The 18515-nt window shown below is 52.9% G+C and carries 12 protein-coding genes and 1 tRNA gene; 2 read left to right on the plus strand and 11 right to left on the minus strand.

Features of this window, described 5'->3' with window-relative positions; all coding sequences use genetic code 11:
• Positions 1-42: 42 nt before the first annotated feature.
• Positions 43-119: transfer RNA gene (locus FEK42_RS12290), tRNA-Met, on the plus strand.
• A gap of 74 nt (positions 120-193) precedes the next feature.
• Here FEK42_RS12290 and amiC read toward each other — a convergent pair.
• Positions 194-1447 (minus strand): N-acetylmuramoyl-L-alanine amidase AmiC, encoded by a 1254-nt coding sequence (amiC, locus tag FEK42_RS12295; RefSeq protein WP_044189882.1) that lies wholly within the window; start codon positions 1445-1447, stop codon positions 194-196.
• Positions 1448-1678: 231 nt separating this feature from the next.
• On the opposite strand from amiC, the gene argA reads away from it, so the two are divergent.
• Complete coding sequence (gene argA, locus FEK42_RS12300) at positions 1679-3010, plus strand: amino-acid N-acetyltransferase (RefSeq protein WP_130207716.1); 1332 nt, start codon at positions 1679-1681, stop codon at positions 3008-3010.
• A gap of 81 nt (positions 3011-3091) precedes the next feature.
• Here the strand turns inward: argA and recD are convergent, their stop codons facing one another.
• The 10 genes from recD to lgt all read right to left on the minus strand — a co-directional run bounded on the left by recD (position 3092) and on the right by lgt (position 18495).
• The gene (gene recD, locus FEK42_RS12305; protein ID WP_131162008.1) at positions 3092-4918 is read right to left on the minus strand and encodes an exodeoxyribonuclease V subunit alpha; all 1827 of its coding nucleotides are present in this window, start codon (positions 4916-4918) and stop codon (positions 3092-3094) included.
• A complete protein-coding gene (recB, locus tag FEK42_RS12310) occupies positions 4918-8460 on the minus strand; it encodes an exodeoxyribonuclease V subunit beta (protein ID WP_135492947.1) in 3543 nt (1180 codons plus the stop codon). The genes recD and recB overlap by 1 nt, the downstream gene beginning before the upstream one ends.
• Complete coding sequence (ptrA, locus tag FEK42_RS12315) at positions 8453-11341, minus strand: pitrilysin (RefSeq protein ID WP_138211840.1); 2889 nt, start codon at positions 11339-11341, stop codon at positions 8453-8455. The genes recB and ptrA overlap by 8 nt, the downstream gene beginning before the upstream one ends.
• Before the next feature lie 175 nt (positions 11342-11516).
• Positions 11517-14885 (minus strand): exodeoxyribonuclease V subunit gamma, encoded by a 3369-nt coding sequence (gene recC / locus FEK42_RS12320; RefSeq protein WP_135492948.1) that lies wholly within the window; start codon positions 14883-14885, stop codon positions 11517-11519.
• Between the two features lie 12 nt (positions 14886-14897).
• Positions 14898-15221, minus strand: coding sequence for a prepilin-type N-terminal cleavage/methylation domain-containing protein (locus FEK42_RS12325; protein WP_130207726.1), 324 nt, complete (start codon positions 15219-15221; stop codon positions 14898-14900).
• Positions 15206-15613, minus strand: a complete 408-nt coding sequence (locus FEK42_RS12330) for a DUF2509 family protein (RefSeq protein WP_135492949.1) — start codon at positions 15611-15613, stop codon at positions 15206-15208. Before FEK42_RS12330 ends, FEK42_RS12325 begins: the two co-directional genes overlap by 16 nt.
• Entirely contained in the window at positions 15610-16173 is a 564-nt protein-coding gene (locus FEK42_RS12335; protein ID WP_135492950.1) for a prepilin peptidase-dependent protein, read from the minus strand. The genes FEK42_RS12330 and FEK42_RS12335 overlap by 4 nt, the downstream gene beginning before the upstream one ends.
• Positions 16164-16634, minus strand: coding sequence for a prepilin peptidase-dependent protein (locus FEK42_RS12340; protein WP_130207732.1), 471 nt, complete (start codon positions 16632-16634; stop codon positions 16164-16166). The genes FEK42_RS12335 and FEK42_RS12340 overlap by 10 nt, the downstream gene beginning before the upstream one ends.
• A gap of 184 nt (positions 16635-16818) precedes the next feature.
• The gene (gene thyA, locus FEK42_RS12345) at positions 16819-17613 is read right to left on the minus strand and encodes a thymidylate synthase (protein WP_000816232.1); all 795 of its coding nucleotides are present in this window, start codon (positions 17611-17613) and stop codon (positions 16819-16821) included.
• A gap of 6 nt (positions 17614-17619) precedes the next feature.
• Positions 17620-18495: a prolipoprotein diacylglyceryl transferase gene (lgt, locus tag FEK42_RS12350; protein WP_032239304.1), complete on the minus strand. Its 876-nt coding sequence runs from the start codon at positions 18493-18495 to the stop codon at positions 17620-17622.
• Between the last annotated feature and the right edge of the window lie 20 nt (positions 18496-18515).

Consider the following 18515-nt stretch of genomic DNA (forward strand, 5'->3'; position numbering starts at 1 on the left):
CCTCCACGACGCGCTTCCGCTGTTGTAATAGCAGTACGGTGACGCGGGGTGGAGCAGCCTGGTAGCTCGTCGGGCTCATAACCCGAAGGTCGTCGGTTCAAATCCGGCCCCCGCAACCAATTATTGAACACCCTAACGGGTGTTTTTTTGTTTCTATTCTCCCATAAAAAAAGCGCCATTCAGCGCCTTTTTATCATCCTCTTCTCGCCAGCGTCGCCCCATCGGCAAAATACGCTTTAATTCCCGCAAGAATAGACTCCGCAACTTCCTGCTGGAAAGTCGCCGTTTTCAATTTGCGTTCTTCCTCAACGTTACTGATAAACGCCGTTTCGACCAGAATGGAAGGAATATCTGGCGCTTTCAGCACAGCAAACCCGGCCTGCTCAACCTGATTCTTATGCAGTTTGTTGATTTTCCCCAGCTTATTTAGCACGGCCTTACCAAACTTCAGGCTGTCGGCAATGGTCAACGACTGCACCATATCGAACATGGTGTGGTCGACATAGCGGTCGCCGCTTTTGCTCACACCACCAATCAAGTCCGAGGCGTTCTGGGTTTGTGCCAGATATTTTGCCGCAGTACTGGTTGCGCCTTTGGTAGAGAGCGCAAACACCGAGGAACCGCTCGGCTGGCGACTGGTAAAGGCGTCGGCATGAATAGAGACAAACAAATCAGCACGCTGTTTCTGTGCTTTTGCTACGCGCACTTGCAACGGAATGAAGATGTCTTCATTACGCGTCATGTAAACCTTCATATTGCCCTCTTTCTCGATCAGAGAGCGCAGACGGCGAGCTATTTGCAATACCACGTCTTTTTCGCGCGTTTTGTATTTCCCCACCGCGCCGGAGTCTTCGCCGCCGTGGCCAGGGTCGAGCATAATGACAATCGGACGATCGCGCCCGGCCTTGCCTGGCTGTGGGCCACTCTGCGCTGGCGGCACCTGCTTTTCGAGGTCGCCTTTGTTGTAATCTTCCAGCAGCGCCAGCAATGGGTCTTGCATGTCCTGAGCATTGGCCGGATAAAGGTCCATCACCAGACGTTCTTTAAACCCGGCGACCGGCGCGAGGGCAAACATCTGCGGTTTTACATTTTGCTTTAACTCAAAAACCATCCGCACGGTTTGCGGATCAAATTGGCCGACGCGTGCCGACTTGATGAACGGGTCGTCAGCGCGGATTTGCGCAGCCATCCCCTTGAGCACCGAGTTCAGGTTTACATCTTCGATATCCACCACCACGCGTTCAGGGTTACTCAACGCGAACTGCTTATATTTCAGCTGACGATTTGATTCTACCGTCACGCGGGTGTAGCTGGACGCAGGCCAGACGCGCACCGCCACGACCTGGCTGACCGCAGCCAGACTCACCTGGCTTACGCTCAATAGCCACATGGCGCCCGCGCCTTGCAGTAAACGACGACGGCTGATTGCAGTGTTGGATCCTGACATGCCTCTCCCGAGCAAAAGAAATCTAAGCTGTGTAACAAGTAAACGACCAATTTGACCGGAAACTTTAGCGAAAGACGCATAATCTGTCATCTATAAAACGGTAAACATTCTATTTATATTCACGGTATTACTGATAAAAAAGTCGCACTCGCATAAAATTTGCACTTGCGCACGGCGAAAAAACAGAATAAAAATACAATAATTTCGAATAATCATGCAAAGAGGTGTGCCGTGGTAAAGGAACGTAAAACCGAGCTGGTCGAGGGATTCCGCCATTCGGTTCCCTATATCAATACCCACCGGGGAAAAACGTTTGTCATCATGCTCGGCGGAGAAGCCATTGAGCATGAAAATTTCTCCAGTATTGTCAATGATATTGGGTTGTTGCACAGCCTCGGCATCCGTCTGGTGGTGGTTTATGGCGCACGTCCCCAGATCGACGCAAATCTTGCAGCGCATCACCACGAGCCGCTATATCACAAGAATACGCGCGTGACCGACGCCAAAACGCTGGAGCTGGTGAAGCAGGCTGCGGGTACGTTACAACTGGATATTACCGCTCGCCTGTCAATGAGCCTCAACAACACGCCGTTGCAAGGCGCGCATATCAACGTCGTCAGCGGCAATTTTATTATTGCCCAGCCGCTGGGCGTGGATGATGGTGTGGATTACTGCCATAGCGGGCGCATCCGGCGGATTGATGAAGAAGCGATTCATCGCCAACTGGACAGCGGTGCGATTGTGCTGATGGGGCCGGTGGCGGTTTCGGTCACTGGCGAGAGCTTTAACCTGACCTCGGAAGAGATTGCCACTCAACTGGCCATCAAACTGAAAGCTGAGAAGATGATTGGTTTTTGCTCTTCACAGGGTGTCACTAATGACGACGGTGATATTGTCTCCGAACTTTTCCCTAACGAAGCGCAAGCGCGGGTAGAAGTCCAGGAAGAGAAAGGCGATTACAACTCCGGTACGGTGCGCTTTTTGCGTGGCGCAGTGAAAGCCTGCCGCAGCGGCGTGCGTCGCTGTCATTTAATCAGTTATCAGGAAGATGGCGCGCTGTTGCAAGAGTTGTTCTCACGCGACGGTATCGGTACGCAGATTGTGATGGAAAGCGCCGAGCAGATTCGTCGCGCAACAATCAACGATATTGGCGGTATTCTGGAGTTGATTCGCCCACTGGAGCAGCAAGGTATTCTGGTGCGTCGTTCTCGCGAGCAACTGGAGATGGAAATCGACAAATTCACTATTATTCAGCGCGATAACACGACTATTGCCTGCGCCGCGCTCTATCCATTCCCGGAAGAGAAGATAGGTGAAATGGCCTGTGTGGCAGTTCACCCGGATTACCGCAGTTCATCAAGGGGCGAGGTTTTGCTGGAACGCATTGCAGCCCAGGCGAAGCAGAGCGGCTTAAGCAAATTGTTTGTACTGACTACGCGCAGTATTCACTGGTTCCAGGAACGCGGATTTACCCCGGTGGATATTGATTTGCTGCCGGAGAGCAAAAAGCAGTTGTACAACTACCAGCGTAAATCAAAGGTGTTGATGGCGGATTTAGGGTAAGCGATGGAAATCGCCAGATGCGACATGCGTAACACTCGTAGGCATGATAAGACGCACATGCGTCGCATCAGGCAATCACATTTATCCCCGCGAACCAAACAACGCTGCCAGCCCGCTACGCCGCTCGGTGCGCGTAGCGATTGCCGCACTTAAAATGCGTTCATCGGCATACAATGACAAACGCCGACGCGCGCGGGTCACCGCGGTGTAAACCAGCTCTCGCGTTACTACCGGCGTGCGTTGGCTCGGTAAAATCAACGCCGCATGGTCGAACTCCGATCCCTGCGATTTATGTACTGTCATCGCCCACGTGGTTTCGTGCTCCGGCAGGCGACTCGGTTGCACCGACTTGATATTGCCATCCGGCATTGCAAACCAGACGCGCGTCCCCTGCCCGCGATCCAGAGCGACACCGATATCACCATTAAACAACCCAAGCGCACTGTCATTACGGGCAATCATCACCGGCCGGCCTTCGTACCAGCGCGAGTGCGGATGACGATGAATTTTGCGCTTCTGTTGCATAAACTGTTCAATTCGCTCATTCAGTCCTGCCACGCCAAACGGCCCTTCCCGCAGGGCGCACAAAAGCTGATACTCATTGAACGCCTGAATGATTAAATCCGGCTCGGCACGTGCCTGAAGCAGATCCAGGTAGCGTCCGTAACCCGCAAGAGCTTCCTCAAGCATCGCAATATAATCTTCGCCGCTCTGTAAAAGCCGTTTTTCGATATCAGTAAAATCCTGCTGAAAAACTGTTTTCACTGCCGTCTTATCGCCACGATTAATAGCCGCCGCAAGCTGACCAATGCCAGAGTTGCTGCCGAAACGGTAACTCTTTTGCAGCAGGCAGAGACTATCGCGCAATGATGCCGCTTCTGTGCCGCTTCCCGCCGGAACGTGGCTTCCCGTCAGGCGGCTCAACTGCCCGGCACGCTCTGCGGTAAAGCCCGCATTGGCATAAGCACAGATATCGCCCAGCACAGCTCCAGCCTCAACCGAGGCCAGTTGATCGCGATCGCCGAGGAAGATCACTCGTGCATGATCGGGCAAGGCATCGATCAGCCGAGACATCATAGGCAGATCAATCATTGACGCTTCATCCACCACCAGCACATCAAGATGCAGCGGGTTACCCGCATGATGGCGTAAACGCTGGCTACCTGGCTGCGCGCCCAGGAGGCGGTGCAAGGTGCTGGCGTCTTCTGGTATGCGTTTCTTTTGTTCATCGGTCAGCGGTAACTGGCGCAGAGCCTTGCCGAGAGATTCTGTTAAGCGTGCGGCAGCTTTCCCCGTTGGCGCAGCCAGGCGGATACGACAGCGTTCACCGTCGGCCATCTGAATTAACGCAGCCAACAACTTCGCCACGGTCGTCGTTTTACCTGTGCCGGGGCCGCCGGAAATTACCGAAATGCGCCGCGTCAGTGCCACTGCTGCCGCCACTTTTTGCCAGTTAACTTCATCACCAGGCGGAAAGAGTTTATCCAGCGTTTGCGCCAGCAACGCTTCATCCACCTCGATCGCATGATTCACCTCATTGAAGAAGCGCGCCACCGTACGCTCGTTACACCACATGCGATTCAGATAAAGGCGATCGCCACAGAGGATCATCGGCGTTGGTTCATCTCCCCGGCTGACCGCTTGTGAAGCCAGCAAGCATTCTTCCCAATTTTGTAGCTCACCGATTTCACTGACACAGGTCGCCAACAGCGGATGCGACGCCTCGTTATTTTCCAGTCGTGAAAGCGGCAAACAGACGTGTCCCTCTCCGGCATCATGACTTAACAGCGCCGCCGCGAGGGTGACGGCAGGATGTTCATCTCCCGCCACGGTCAGGGCAAATTGCACATCCAGCGGGCGTAGCTGTTTGTGCTCCACAGCTTCCAGTAATTGCTTTTGCAATTTCATTACGCCTCCTCCAGGGTCATACCGGCAAACATCTCATCCATCAGGTCAATCAACTCGGCGTTGGGTCGGGTCGCGTAGATCCCTTGTTGCGGATGTTCTTTATCAACGCCACGCAGGAACAGATAGATAACGCCGCCAAAGTGACGATCATAGTCGTAATCAGCAATGCGATGGCGCAGATAACGGTGCAGCGCCAGGGTATAAAGCTGATATTGCAGATCATAGCGGTGTGCCTGCATCGCCGCTGCCATAGCCTGTTGGGTGTAAGCCGAACTGTCTTCACCCAACCAGTTGGATTTATAGTCGAGCAGGTAATAACGCCCTTCGTGGCGAAACACCAGGTCAATAAAACCTTTTAACATGCCGCGCACCTGCATGAACTCCAGCGGCGGGCAGCCTGCGGATAGCGGGTCAAACTGGCGGATTAACGTATCAAGCTGACTGGCGATAAGCGGTTCACTAATCGGCAGATAAAACTCCATCTCCACCTGTTTATTGCGGGCGGAAAGCTGATTCAGGCTAACACCCGTTTCATTGAGTGGTGCCTTAAGGACAGCCGTGATCCACTCAGTTAACACAGGTTCCCAGTGCGCTTCAAAACCGCCAAACTCCAGTTTTTCCCGCACCCAGTTCGGGTCAACCGGCTGGGTAAAATCCAGGTCTTCAAACAAACTGTGCAAGAACGTCCCCGGTGACGCACCGCGCGGAAACTGATGTGGTGTTAACGTCGGTTCTTCAACGACGCTGGCAACGCCTGCAGCATCGACATCCAGCCGAGGCATCAGATCCTGGGCGATACCGTGACCACGCTGTTGCAAACCAGAGTAGCTGGTGACGCGCCAGTTATCGCCGGGCAATCGTTGTAACGTCCTGGCATTCAGTTCTGCAGTTAAAGCATCATTAACCTGCCATGGCTGGTTATCACTGGTTTGTGCCGTTTGCCAGGCTATGTCATCATCGCACAATGCTTCAATACAGGCGCGAAGCCCTGCCGCATCTTGCGGTTCTCCTTTTTGCAGCAAGCGCCCGAGCGCACTTTGATGAACGTCGGTGTCACCTTTTTTATCGCCACGACGGCGCACCAGCGGCGCAACACCGAGACTGCAATGCCAGACCGAACGCGTGAGCGCCACGTAAAGCAAACGCAGATCTTCAGCCAGACGTTCGGCTTCAGCGAGATCTACGCTTTCTGGCGCAGCGTTAAGATCCAGAACTGCTTCAAACGAGCCTCGATCGTGATAGAACGCCTGATCCTGTACACGGAAATTGGTGATAAACGGCAGCCAGACCAGCGGATATTCCAGCCCTTTCGATTTGTGGATCGTGACGATCTGCACCAAATGTTTGTCGCTTTCGAGGCGCATTTGTTGGCTGGAGGCATTACTGTCTGGCTCAAGGATATGTTGCGATAACCAACGTACCAAAGCATGTTCACTTTCCAGCTGCGTTCCCGCTTCTTGTAGCAGTTCGCTGATATGCAAGATGTCAGTAAGACGCCGCTCGCCACCGGCCGTTGCCAGCAGGTTTTCTGCAATGTTGCGCGCCGACATCAGCGCTCGCAGCATTGGCATGACGCCGCGTTTGCGCCAGATTTGCCGATAACCATCAAACTCTTCAACCACCGCGTCCCACGCATTTTCGTCATTGTTCAGCGTTTCGATATCCAGCGCATTCAGCCCCATCATTGACGTTGCCAGCGCACTGCGCAGGGTATTCTCACGTTCGGGCGTCATCACCGCCTGCAACAACCAAAGCATTTCCTGCGCTTCCAGAGTTTCAAAAACACTGTCGCGGTTCGAAAGGTAAACGGAAGGGATTTCCAGCAACGTTAAGGCATCGCGCACCTGGGCGGCCTCCTGGCGGCTGCGCACCAGCACACTGATGTCCGAGGCTCGTACCGGACGTGCATCATCGCCGTTCATCAGCAACGCTTCCCCGCGCTGCCCGGCCTGTAACCAGTCGCGGATTTGCGCGGCACATACATGCGCCATCGTACTTTGATAATCGCCAACGCCGCAGCTTTCGCCTTCCATCAACCACATTTTCATCGCTGGCTGCGTTTCACCTTTAAATACAAAACGTAGTGCCTGATTTTTCCCGGCAGATTTCACAGGAATAAACGGTATTTCGCGAAACATGAACGCGTCATCAGTCTGGCTGAAAAGCTTGTTTACGCTGTTCACCATTCCTGGTGAAGAACGCCAGTTGGTATCTAAGGTGTAGTGCGCGTGAACTTCGCTACGCGCCTTCATATAAGTGAAGATATCCGCACCACGGAACGCATATATAGCCTGTTTCGGATCACCAATCAGCAGCAATGCGGTTTCCGGCTGATGGTGCCAGATACGGCGAAAAATCCGGTACTGCTGCGGGTCCGTGTCCTGAAATTCGTCGATCATTGCCACCGGGAATCGCGTACGGATCGCTGTCGCCAGAGCCTCACCGCTTTCGCTACGCAGCGCGGAATCGAGCCGACTTAACATGTCGTCAAAACCCAGTTCGCCACGGCGACGTTTTTCACGCGCTACCGTTTCGCGGATCTCAGCCAACGCGCGGGTGATCACCAGGTCGCGGATCGACAATGGTTCTGCAAGCAGTTGATCGATCGCCTCAAACAGCGGATGTCGCGGGGTTTCTCCCCCGGCTTTCGTGCGATCTTCTAAGAAACGCTGAGAGAATTTTTCCAGCGACTCTGGCAACTGATAACTGTTTGTCTCTTCTTCTGCCCAGGCACTAATCTTGTCTATCCATTTAGCCTGATTGCTACGGTTAAACTTGCGTCGATCAATGCCAGAAGATTCGATCAGCGCATCCAGTTCACCCACTGCGTCGCGCCACTGCTGTTTTACCGTATCAATACGCGCCACAATTTGCGCGTGGCGGGAAGCCAGCGTTTCATCATCGGGCGGCGGTGCTTTGATAACCGGCGCTTCGCCTTGCAAATAACGATTAATATCGCGCAGTAACGCCTGCGGCCCTTTCCAGGTTTCAAAGACGACCTGAGCAATTTCACGCGGTAACGGGTAGCAATGGCGACGCCAGAAATCGGCGCAGGCCTGGTAGCGCAGTAGCGATTCATCTTCAATCAGTTGCTGCTCAAACAACATGCCGGATTCAAAGGCATTCAGGTTGAGCATACGCTGGCAAAAACCGTGAATGGTAAAGACTGCCGCTTCATCCATCTGCCGTTCGGCTAACAGCAACCACTGCGCGGCCTGTGCTTTATCGTCGATCTCTTCCAGAAGGCGTGCATAAAGAGGATTGTCGGTGGTTTCACGCAAACAGGCGATGCGCAACTCGTGGATATTGCTACGGATACGACCGCGCAATTCTGCAGTGGCAGCCTCGGTAAAGGTCACCACCAGCAGTTCTTCAACGGTCAGCGGGCGGGGAAAGGCGGCAGAACCGCCTAGTCCAAGTAACAGGCGCAAATAGAGCGCCGCAATCGTAAAGGTTTTGCCTGTGCCGGCAGAGGCTTCAATCAGGCGCTCGCCCTGTAAGGGCAAGCGCAAAGGATCTAGTGTCTCGGCGACATCACTCATTCTTTTCACTCATCAGGGGCATTGTTTGCTGCAACGCGCTGACGTTCTCCCACACTTTCCAGCCTTCAGGGTGTACATATTCTGCTTTCCCATTCTGGCTGCCGGAAATCTGCGACAGGATAGCCATGCCTTGCGGCTCGACTACCGCCTGATGGAAGAAATCGGCCAGTTTTTGCGGCGTCAGCAGTTTAATCTGGGCCACGATTTTATCACGCGAATCGAAGCGCATATTGCCGCGATCGAAATCTTTACTTAACTTCGATGCTTCTTCGCCGAGTGTTTGCGGTGCCTGCAGCATCTGGGTAATAACCGCCTGCTGGATTTGCGCAAACTCTTCTGGCTTCATCGCCCGCAATTTCGCTTCTGCTGTCGGGAAAAACGCCTTGTAACGCTCCCACAGGTACGATGGCTGTTTTTCGTTGCTTTGAAGCAGGAAGCCCATGCCCCACTGACGCCCTACGCTCATTGGGAACGCGAACACGGCATAGCCCAACTGTTCTTCGGTACGCAACTGATTGTAGAACCACGGCTGTACAATCTGCCCCAGCAGAGAACTATATGCTGAACTGGTGTATTCATCGTAGCCAGTCGGTACAAATACCGCTGCCAGCGCAGAGTCGGTGCTGTTACCGGCTTTTTCAAAGATGACGGATTGTTTTTTATCAACCAGTACATCTTTGTTACGACACCACTCTGAGCCATCAGCGCCCAACTGTTTTTGCACATCGCGCGCCAGCGTTGTTGCCTGGGCTTCGGTCATGTTGCCAATAACCATAAACTCTGGTCGAGCCCCTGATTTTAAGGCGTCGCGATAGGCCAGCACCTCTTTCAAGGTAATGGAAGGCAAAATTTTGCGCCTTTCATCACGCGAGAAGTAAGGCACCTGGGAGAGCATCTGCGCAGGCATAATCGCCTGCTCAAACGCTTTGCCCTTTTCTGCGGAATCCATCATCTGGTTATACCAGGATTTTGCCTGCTCAAGCTGATCTTCCGTAGCGGTATAGCTAAAGTACCCCTCGAGCAATGCCTGGAACAACTGCGGCAGACGCTGGGTGTAACCATTAGCATTAACCATAAGGCCGTTGTTAGCATTGGTGGAAAAACTAATGCCGCCAACCGACGCCTGGTTGCTTAACTGATCAAGCGCCAGCCCTGCGAGATAATCATTGAGCGCAAACATCACCTGATTGCGGGCGCTGTCCATGGCTTTCGGATTACGCAAAATCAGGCTGACGTCGGCTTTTGGCTCGCTGGCAAAATAACGGCTCGGCGCATACACCACACGCAGGTTCGATTCATCCACAATCAACTCTGGATGGTCGTATTTCTTCTCTGACTTAATCAGCGAGAAATCGTCAGGAATATAGGGGTTAAGCTCCGGTAAGGAGAGCGCAATATTGGCGGCTTTTTGCTGCCAGTCAGCGAAAGTTTGTTCGCTGATTTTATCGACCTGATAAGGCGCATCGACAAAGTAAGCCGTTTTGTTATGCGGCTCTTTCGGGCTGATATACCAGATACGCGCATTCTGTGGCGTCATCATCGCCAGACGTTCTTTTACCGCTTTAGCATCATACCGATCGGCAATATTGACCGCGTCCAACGTATGCGCCACAGGAACACGAATCATGGTATCCGCCAGCCATTCGACGTAATCCATATCACGGGTGATCGACGGATAACGGAAGTCGATATCCAGCACATTCGCCAGTTCATCGAAGTATTGTTTATCAATGCCTTTTTCACGTAACAGATTGAGATAGCTAAAAATTGCCGCCACAACCTGATCGCGATTCGCCAGGCCTTTATCGGTTAAAGAGGCAGAGATCGCTAAAACGCCGCTGTTGCCGTTGACGATAGGATCGGAGTTAGCGCTAATGCCCTCAACTAATCCCTGTTTTTGCAGCCAGTCGGAAAGTGTACCTGGGCTGCGATTACCAATCAGATAGGTAATCAATTCATCCGTTTTACTACGGAACTTCTCTGAGTTGTTATCGATGCGAAACTCAACGCGCAGAACTTTACGCGGCAGCGCCGGGACGTAATGAATGATAATGCCCTTTTGCGCGTCGGTGACTACCGGCACGGTGATTTCCGGTTTTTTGCTCTCTTTGTTCGGCACGCGACCAAAAGTGTCCGCCGCCATTTTTGCCAACTCTGGCAACGGTTTATTACTGTAAATAACCGCTTTCATCAGATTGGCAGAATAATATTTCTCATGGAAATCTTTCAGCGCCTGCTGCACCGGGTTACCAGGTTTGTCGCTTAAGGTTTCCAGGTTACCGCCAGAAAACTTTGAACCAGGGTGCGCCGGGTTGATCGTTTCTGCGCTGACCTGCGCCATGCGCATCCCGTCACGTGTGCGTGCCATAGTCAGTTCGGCGTTCACCGCATTACGCTCACGTTCGGCATATTTCTTGTCGAGCAAGGGTTCAGCGATAGCATCGGCCAGGCGGTCTACCGCACCAGGCAAGGCGTCGTTCTCAACTTCCAGATAGAAAGCCGTGCGATACGGCGCAGTGCTGGCATTGTGACTGCCGCCGTGCATTTTGAGGTATTCAGCCAGACTGTCAGCCTGCGGGTACTTTTTCGATCCCATCAGACTCATATGTTCAAGGTAATGCGCCAGCCCCTGATAAGCCTCAGGATCTTCCAGCGACCCAACGGGCACTACCAGCGCCGAAAGCGATTTAATCGCTTGCGGGTCAGAAACCAGCAATACCACCATACCGTTATCCAGACGTATAGCCTGATACTGGCGGTTATCTTTATCGCTTTTACGGATGGTTTCCTGAATCGGCTGCCATCCCGTTTCTGCCTGACTTAAGGGTGCCCAAAGGGCAACAAACAACAATAATGCTTTGAACCAGGTGCTGCGGGGCATTCACGGACCTCATTATCAACTTTATTTTCCACCCAGATTCAACACGTTAACGAAAATCATCTGGCAGGACTTAATCTTGTGCTGCACGAGTCAGCCTATGTCTATATAACCATCAGTCCGTGACTGATGCGCATCATAAAGTAAGCAAATGAATTGCGCAATTTTTATACAACACTCATGGCTGATTAAAGCGAAACAGCGGTAACAGGAAACGTTGCGACTGTTCAACGATGGCTTCCATTGTCTCTGGCGTTAATTGCCGCCATAGCCGTTGATACCAGATATCATCACCTTCGCCACGCACCATCATGTTGCCTTCGTAAGCCTGAAGGAATTTCGAACGAGCTTTTTGCAACGTAGATTCGTCGTCCAGCATGGCATCGTTTTCTGCGTCATAACAGGTTTTTAGCCATGCACCGCCGCTTTCAGGTAATACCAGCAATGGCGCGGACATACCTTCACGATACCCTTCAATCAGCTTTGAGAGGTAATGCAAAGCCTGTTCGGCAGCAAGCGGCGGAAAACGCCACTCGCCATCTTTACGCAGAAAAAGGCGACTTTCACCATTACCACCGCTGGCACAGTAGACAAGGTGTTCCAGCCAAAGTTGCATTCCCTGCGCCACACTTAATAAAGAGGGACGCCAGCGCAACAGGCCATCCGACTGGACCTGCGGCAACCAGCCCGTTATTTGCACGCCGTTACAGGCGAGATCGATTTCCATGCTCTGGCCCGGCTGACGGCAGGCAATGACTCTGTCTGCAAGCTGCTGCATCTCCTGGCACTGTGTTTCCCAGAAAATTTCACCAAAGGCACCATACGGCAAATCACCTGCCGCCCGAAATCGGCGGAACAAGCGTTCGGCATCATCCTGCTCAACCAGTGCATTTAATAACTGCTGGTTGATTTGATAACGACTAAGCCCTTCAAGAATAAAAGGTTCGGTGTCGGGAATTTCGCTGTCTTCGGTACGGAAGTTCACCTGCAAACGCATCTGGAAAAACGCCCGCACCGGATGCGCCCAGAATCGTTGTAGCGTTTCCAACGGCACGGTTTCCGGCAAGGTAAACGGTAGCGGCTGAACAAATTCAGAATGTGCCTTACCTGCCTGGCTGGCCGCGGGTAGCCACTCGCGCGCATAGCTTTGTAAGTTACCGGGCTGGTAGTTTTGCGGGTCAAACGGCATCCGGGTATGGTGGCAAGTAAGATGCGCTTTTACCCTTGCCTCGCTTTCATCACAGTTAAGCGCTTCATCGCCCGGTAGATAATGGCTTTGCCCGATGTAGTCGATCAGTTCCTGCACCAGAACTGACGGGAATCGTTCGCTGTTATCCTGAATAGAGCGGCCGATATAGCTGATATAGAGTTTTTGCTGCGCGGATATTAACGCTTCCAGGAACAGATAGCGGTCATCATCGCGACGGCTACGGTCACCGCGCTTCGGTTTCTGACTCATCAGGTCAAAACCTAATGGTGCAAGCTGGCGCGGGTAAACGCCGTCGTTCATTCCCAGCAGGCAAACCACTTTGAACGGAATTGAACGCATCGGCATCAGAGTACAAATGTTAACTGGCCCCGCGAGAAAACGCTGGCTGATACGTTCCTGATCCAGGCGTTGTGCCAGTTCATCACGCAATAACGATAGCGGCACTGCGTCGCCATACTGCGCACCTAAACCTTCAGCGATAATCGCCTGCCATTGTTGCTCAATAAGCGTCATCGCCGCTTCGGTTTCCGCATCCGGCAGGAAGAAGGCATTGAGCATATCGCGGCAAACCGGCAGCCACTCCTCAAGCGGGCGCTCCTGCGCCAGCCCGCGACGCCAGATGTTTAGCTGCATTAGCAGTGACGCCAGGTGTCCTACCAGCTCTGCAATCAGGCCGCTCGATTCATCGTAAGGTAGAACCGATTGCCATTCCCCCTGAGCACTTTCCATCGCGTAGCCCAGCAACATGCGCGTCAGGCCAAATCGCCAGGTGTGTTGTCCGGTGGCGGGGAGTTCCAGCTCACGAACGTTATCGTCATCTATGCCCCAACGAATGCCGGATTCGTTGACCCACTGGCGCAAGTAACGCAGCCCTTCTTCGGTAATGTCAAACCGCGCCGCCAGCACCGGCACATCCAGTAATGCCAGCACATCCTCCGACATAAAGCGGCTGTCCGGCAACGATAACAGGCTGATAAACGCGTCCAGTACCGGATGCGACTGCCGCGCCCGACGGTCGGAAATGGCATATGGCAGATACCGATCCGCTGGCGCACTGCCAAACACGGCCTGAATAAACGGACTGTAGCTGTCGATGTCGGCCACCATCACGATGATATCTCGCGGAGTAAGTGTCGGATCTTCCTCCAGCATCGCCAGTAAGCGATCGTGCAAAACTTCAACTTCACGCTGCGGGCTATGGCAAACGTGGAAGGTGATACTGCTATCCTGCGGGTCAAGCGGGCGTTTGTTATCGCTACGGGAAAACTCTTCGATGTTCACACCAGCAACGGCGTGGTTTTCCAGTTCCAGAATGTCGGACTGTATGTTATGCAGCAGGTTATCTGGCGTAACATCGACAAAAGCGTCCAGCTCCTGGCTGCTCTCCAGGTCAGAAAGGAGATAGATGTAGTCGCGCCCCAACTTACCCCAGGAGGCCAGTAGCGGGTTGCCGACATCCTGTTCACCGTCGCTGTTAAAGAGCTGTCCGGCATTTTCGCTATCGCGAAATAGCGGCAATTCGCGATCTTCAAAACTGTGTCGACGCTGGCGGGTCAGCAGTTTCGCCAGATAAGCAGGATCTTTAATATCGCCCCAGTAATAACGGCAAGGGTTGGTAAACAGGAGATGGATTTCAATATGTTTACCCAGCGCCTGTAGCGCCTGGAGATAAACAGGCGGTAACGCGGAAATACCGCATATAAAGACGCGCGAAGGTAAGCCGAGTGGGCAGGTCGTCGCAGACTCCAGTGTTTCGATAAAGCGTTGATAGAGATTGGCACGGTGCCAGCGCGGTTGCCCGAGTTCATGGGTATATTCCACCAGCACCTTCCACAACGGCGCTTGCCAGGCCTGCGCTTCTCCCAGCCCTTCAACCAGATGCCCGGCTTCCCACTGCGCCAGCCAGTCCGGGCGATAGACCAGATATTGGTCAAACAGGTCCGCCGCTTTTGAGGAAAGCTGAAACAGTTTTCGCTTGTCGCTATCGTCAGTCAGGTAATGACGCAATAGTGTAAAATCTTCGCGATCCAGCAGTTGTGGCAGCAGAGTCATCAGTTTCCAGCTCATACTCCGCTTGTTAAAGGCGCTCTCTTTGGGGATCTCCGGTAATACACGGACAAACATATCCCAGATAAAGCTCGCAGGCAGCGGAAAATCAATGTTTGCCGCAATGCCGAACTTCTGCGACAGGGTCATTTGCAGCCACTGTGCCATACCGGTACTTTGCACCAGAATCATTTCTGGCTCGAAAGGATCGTCCAGCCGTTCGCGTTCGACAATAAACTCCATCAACGCTTCCAGTACGTCCAGACGATTGGAATGGTAGACCCTTAACATAGCGGCTCCTGACTACTGACGATTCGGGCAATGCAGGCGGGTCATCTCGCCTTCTCTGCCCCCGGGTGAAAATAGCGTAACGCTGATGCTGACACATCCCGCCTGCGATGTCTGCATTCGGTTGACCTGCCAGTTTGCAGGTGGCGAAATCGCGCGCAGTTGTGCTTGCTGCCAGGCGTGCCGCCAGAGCTGCTGGTACTGGTTTCTGCTGGCAAGACTGGTGCTTAATGTTCGCTGGTAACCAGATAACGCAGTGACAATCATCACCATCAGTACCATCGCCAACATCACCTCTGGCAGGCTAAAACCTTGCTGATTCTTCAGGGAAGCTGACATAACGCCTCCTCTTTCAGCGGACAAAAATCACTCCAGCCATGTGGCGAAAATACAATATTCCCATCGATGACTTCCCCCATTCGCCATAATGAAACGCCTTCATAACCGGCTATTAGCAAGGTTTTATTATCCGCAAATCTTCGCAGGCAAGCTCGAGCACCCGTTGCGGCATATTGCGAACACTGAACAGCTTGCTGTACCTGCCAGGTATGCATTTTCCCCCACTCAAGCGCCGACTGCACAATGGCCTGACGGCGTAATGACTGGCTTTCCATAGTCACGCGAGAGGCAAAACTGCGATCCTGCTGGCTCATTCCTTGTAACAACAAGCTGCCCAAAACCAGCAGCATCAGGACCAGTGCCAGCGATGAAACACCCTTTTCGCGGTTCACAGGTTGAATCCTGTCACGCTATAGCTGGCAAGTACCACGGTTTGTGGATCAGCCTTGCTGGCAGCGTGCATATTAACCGTCAGCACCGGCGGGAAACCGCTGTTATCCTGTCGGGTAACCTGAAAAGTGTCGATAACGACGGCATCTGGATTGGTCAATTTATCCCAGCCCTTACCTTCACAGGATGTCGTGCCGCGTAGCGTTTCCAGGACATTGTCTTTTAGCCGAAATCCAATCTGGTCGGATTCTTTTCCCGGCTCATGCTCCCAGATACCGTTACTGTTCGCATCCCACTGCACAATGATGCAGTCACCCTGCCCAACAATTTTCAGACCTTCACCGGGACAGGTTCCATGACAATAACCTGCTCTCTGGAGATGCTTCGCGACTGTAAATACCCGCAGCCAGATTTCATCTTCCAGCGCCAGCTTGCGAGTAGTAATCAAACTTTCACGCTGTAATGCGGGCAGAAATCGCGCAGCTCCCAGCAGCAGTACGCTGCTGATTGCCATAGCAATCAGCACTTCCAGTAGAGAAAAACCTTGCTCTTTTATAAGCATCCTTCTGTTTCTCCTTGCTGACAAAGCCGGAGCCTTCCCCATGGCGAAACGACCAACCACCACTCGCCCGCTGAATTTTTGAAGCGAATATGTCCGGCCCATGCAGTATTGCGTAGGCCAAAGAAAGTGAGCGAAGGTGTCAGGTCGCTCATTTCGACTTCGGGCCAGCGAGGCACAAAGACCAGTGGTGAACTGCCATGACAGGTATTCGCCCCAGCGGCGGCACTCGCAAGACACCATGACGTTCCCTCCCTGATGACACTGATACTGTGGTCGCGGTTATGCCAGTTGGCATCCTCACGTAAATAGAGCAAATAGTCTCGCGCCTGGCTGGCGGTTTGCCATAACCGTTGCGACTGCTGCCAGTACTGCCAGCCATAGAGTCCACTTGCACTTAGCATGACCAAAATCAGCATCGCGACCAGTGTTTCAATCAGCGTATAACCACGTTGTTTTTTCATGCCGGCAGTATGCGGCGCGGAGAAAAAAAGACGAGTGCCAGTTTCTATTTCTTCGGCCCGTCTTCCGGACTATTTACCCTGTTGCAGGGCGTTGCAAAATTTCGGGAAGGCGTCTCGAAGAATTTAACGGAGGATAAAAAAAACCGACGCACACTGGCGTCGGCTCTGGCAGGATGTTTCGTAATTAGATAGCCACCGGCGCTTTAATGCCCGGATGCGGATCGTAGCCTTCAATCTCAAAGTCTTCGAAACGGTAGTCGAAGATGGATTCGGGTTTACGTTTGATAATCAACTTCGGCAGCGGACGCGGTTCGCGGCTTAATTGCAGATGGGTTTGATCCATATGGTTGCTGTACAGGTGCGTGTCGCCACCGGTCCAGACAAAATCACCCACTTCAAGATCGCACTGCTGCGCCATCATATGCACCAGTAACGCATAGCTGGCAATGTTAAACGGCAGCCCCAGGAAGACGTCGCAGGAGCGTTGATAAAGCTGGCAAGAGAGTTTGCCGTCTGCGACATAGAACTGGAAGAACGCATGGCATGGAGCCAGTGCCATTTTATCCAGTTCCCCCACGTTCCACGCCGAAACAATAATGCGGCGGGAATCCGGGTCGTTTTTCAACTGGTTCAGCACTGTGGTTATCTGGTCAATATGACGTCCATCCGGCGTTGGCCAGGCGCGCCACTGTTTGCCATATACCGGGCCGAGGTCACCGTTTTCATCAGCCCATTCGTCCCAGATGGTGACATTGTTTTCGTGCAGATAAGCAATGTTGGTGTCGCCCTGCAGGAACCACAGTAGTTCGTGGATGATGGAACGCAGGTGGCAACGTTTGGTTGTCACCAGCGGGAATCCATCCTGCAGGTTAAAACGCATCTGATGACCAAAAATGGAAAGCGTTCCGGTTCCGGTACGGTCGTTTTTCTGTGTGCCTTCGTCGAGCACTTTTTGCATCAGTTCTAAATACTGTTTCATGGTTCCTCAGGAAACGTGTTGCTGTGGGCTGCGACGATATGCCCAGACCATCATGATCACACCCGCGACGATCATCGGGATGGAAAGAATTTGCCCCATGCTGATGTACTGCACCCAGGCACCGGTAAACTGCGCGTCGGGCTGGCGGAAAAACTCAACAATGATGCGAAACGCGCCGTAGCCAATCAGGAACAAGCCAGACACGGCCCCCATCGGGCGCGGTTTACGAATATACAAGTTGAGGATAATAAACAGCACCACACCTTCCAGCAGCAGTTCGTACAACTGTGACGGGTGGCGAGGCAGCACGCCGTAAGTATCAAAAATGGACTGCCACTGCGGATTGTTTTGCAGCAACAGAATATCTTCGGTACGGGAACCCGGGAACAGCATGGCAAACGGGAAGTTCGGGTCAACGCGGCCCCACAATTCACCGTTAATAAAGTTGCCCAGACGCCCGGCGCCAAGACCAAACGGAATAAGCGGTGCGATAAAATCAGAGACCTGGAAGAAGGAACGTTTGGTGCGGCGGGCGAAGATAATCATCACCACAATCACGCCAATCAGGCCGCCGTGGAAGGACATGCCGCCGTCCCAGACACGGAACAGATACAGCGGATCGGCCATAAACTGCGGGAAATTGTAGAACAGAACATACCCAATACGTCCGCCAAGGAAAACGCCAAGGAAACCCGCATAGAGTAAGTTTTCAACTTCATTTTTGGTCCAGCCGCTCCCCGGACGGTTCGCCCGACGTGTTGCCAGCCACATCGCAAAAATGAAACCTACCAAATACATCAGGCCGTACCAGTGAAGCGCAACGGGTCCTATTGAGAAAATGACCGGATCGAATTCCGGAAAATGCAGATAGCTACTGGTCATCTGTCACCACAAGTTCTTGT

This window comes from Escherichia sp. E2748, from assembly GCF_005781125.1.
Taxonomy (GTDB): domain Bacteria; phylum Pseudomonadota; class Gammaproteobacteria; order Enterobacterales; family Enterobacteriaceae; genus Escherichia.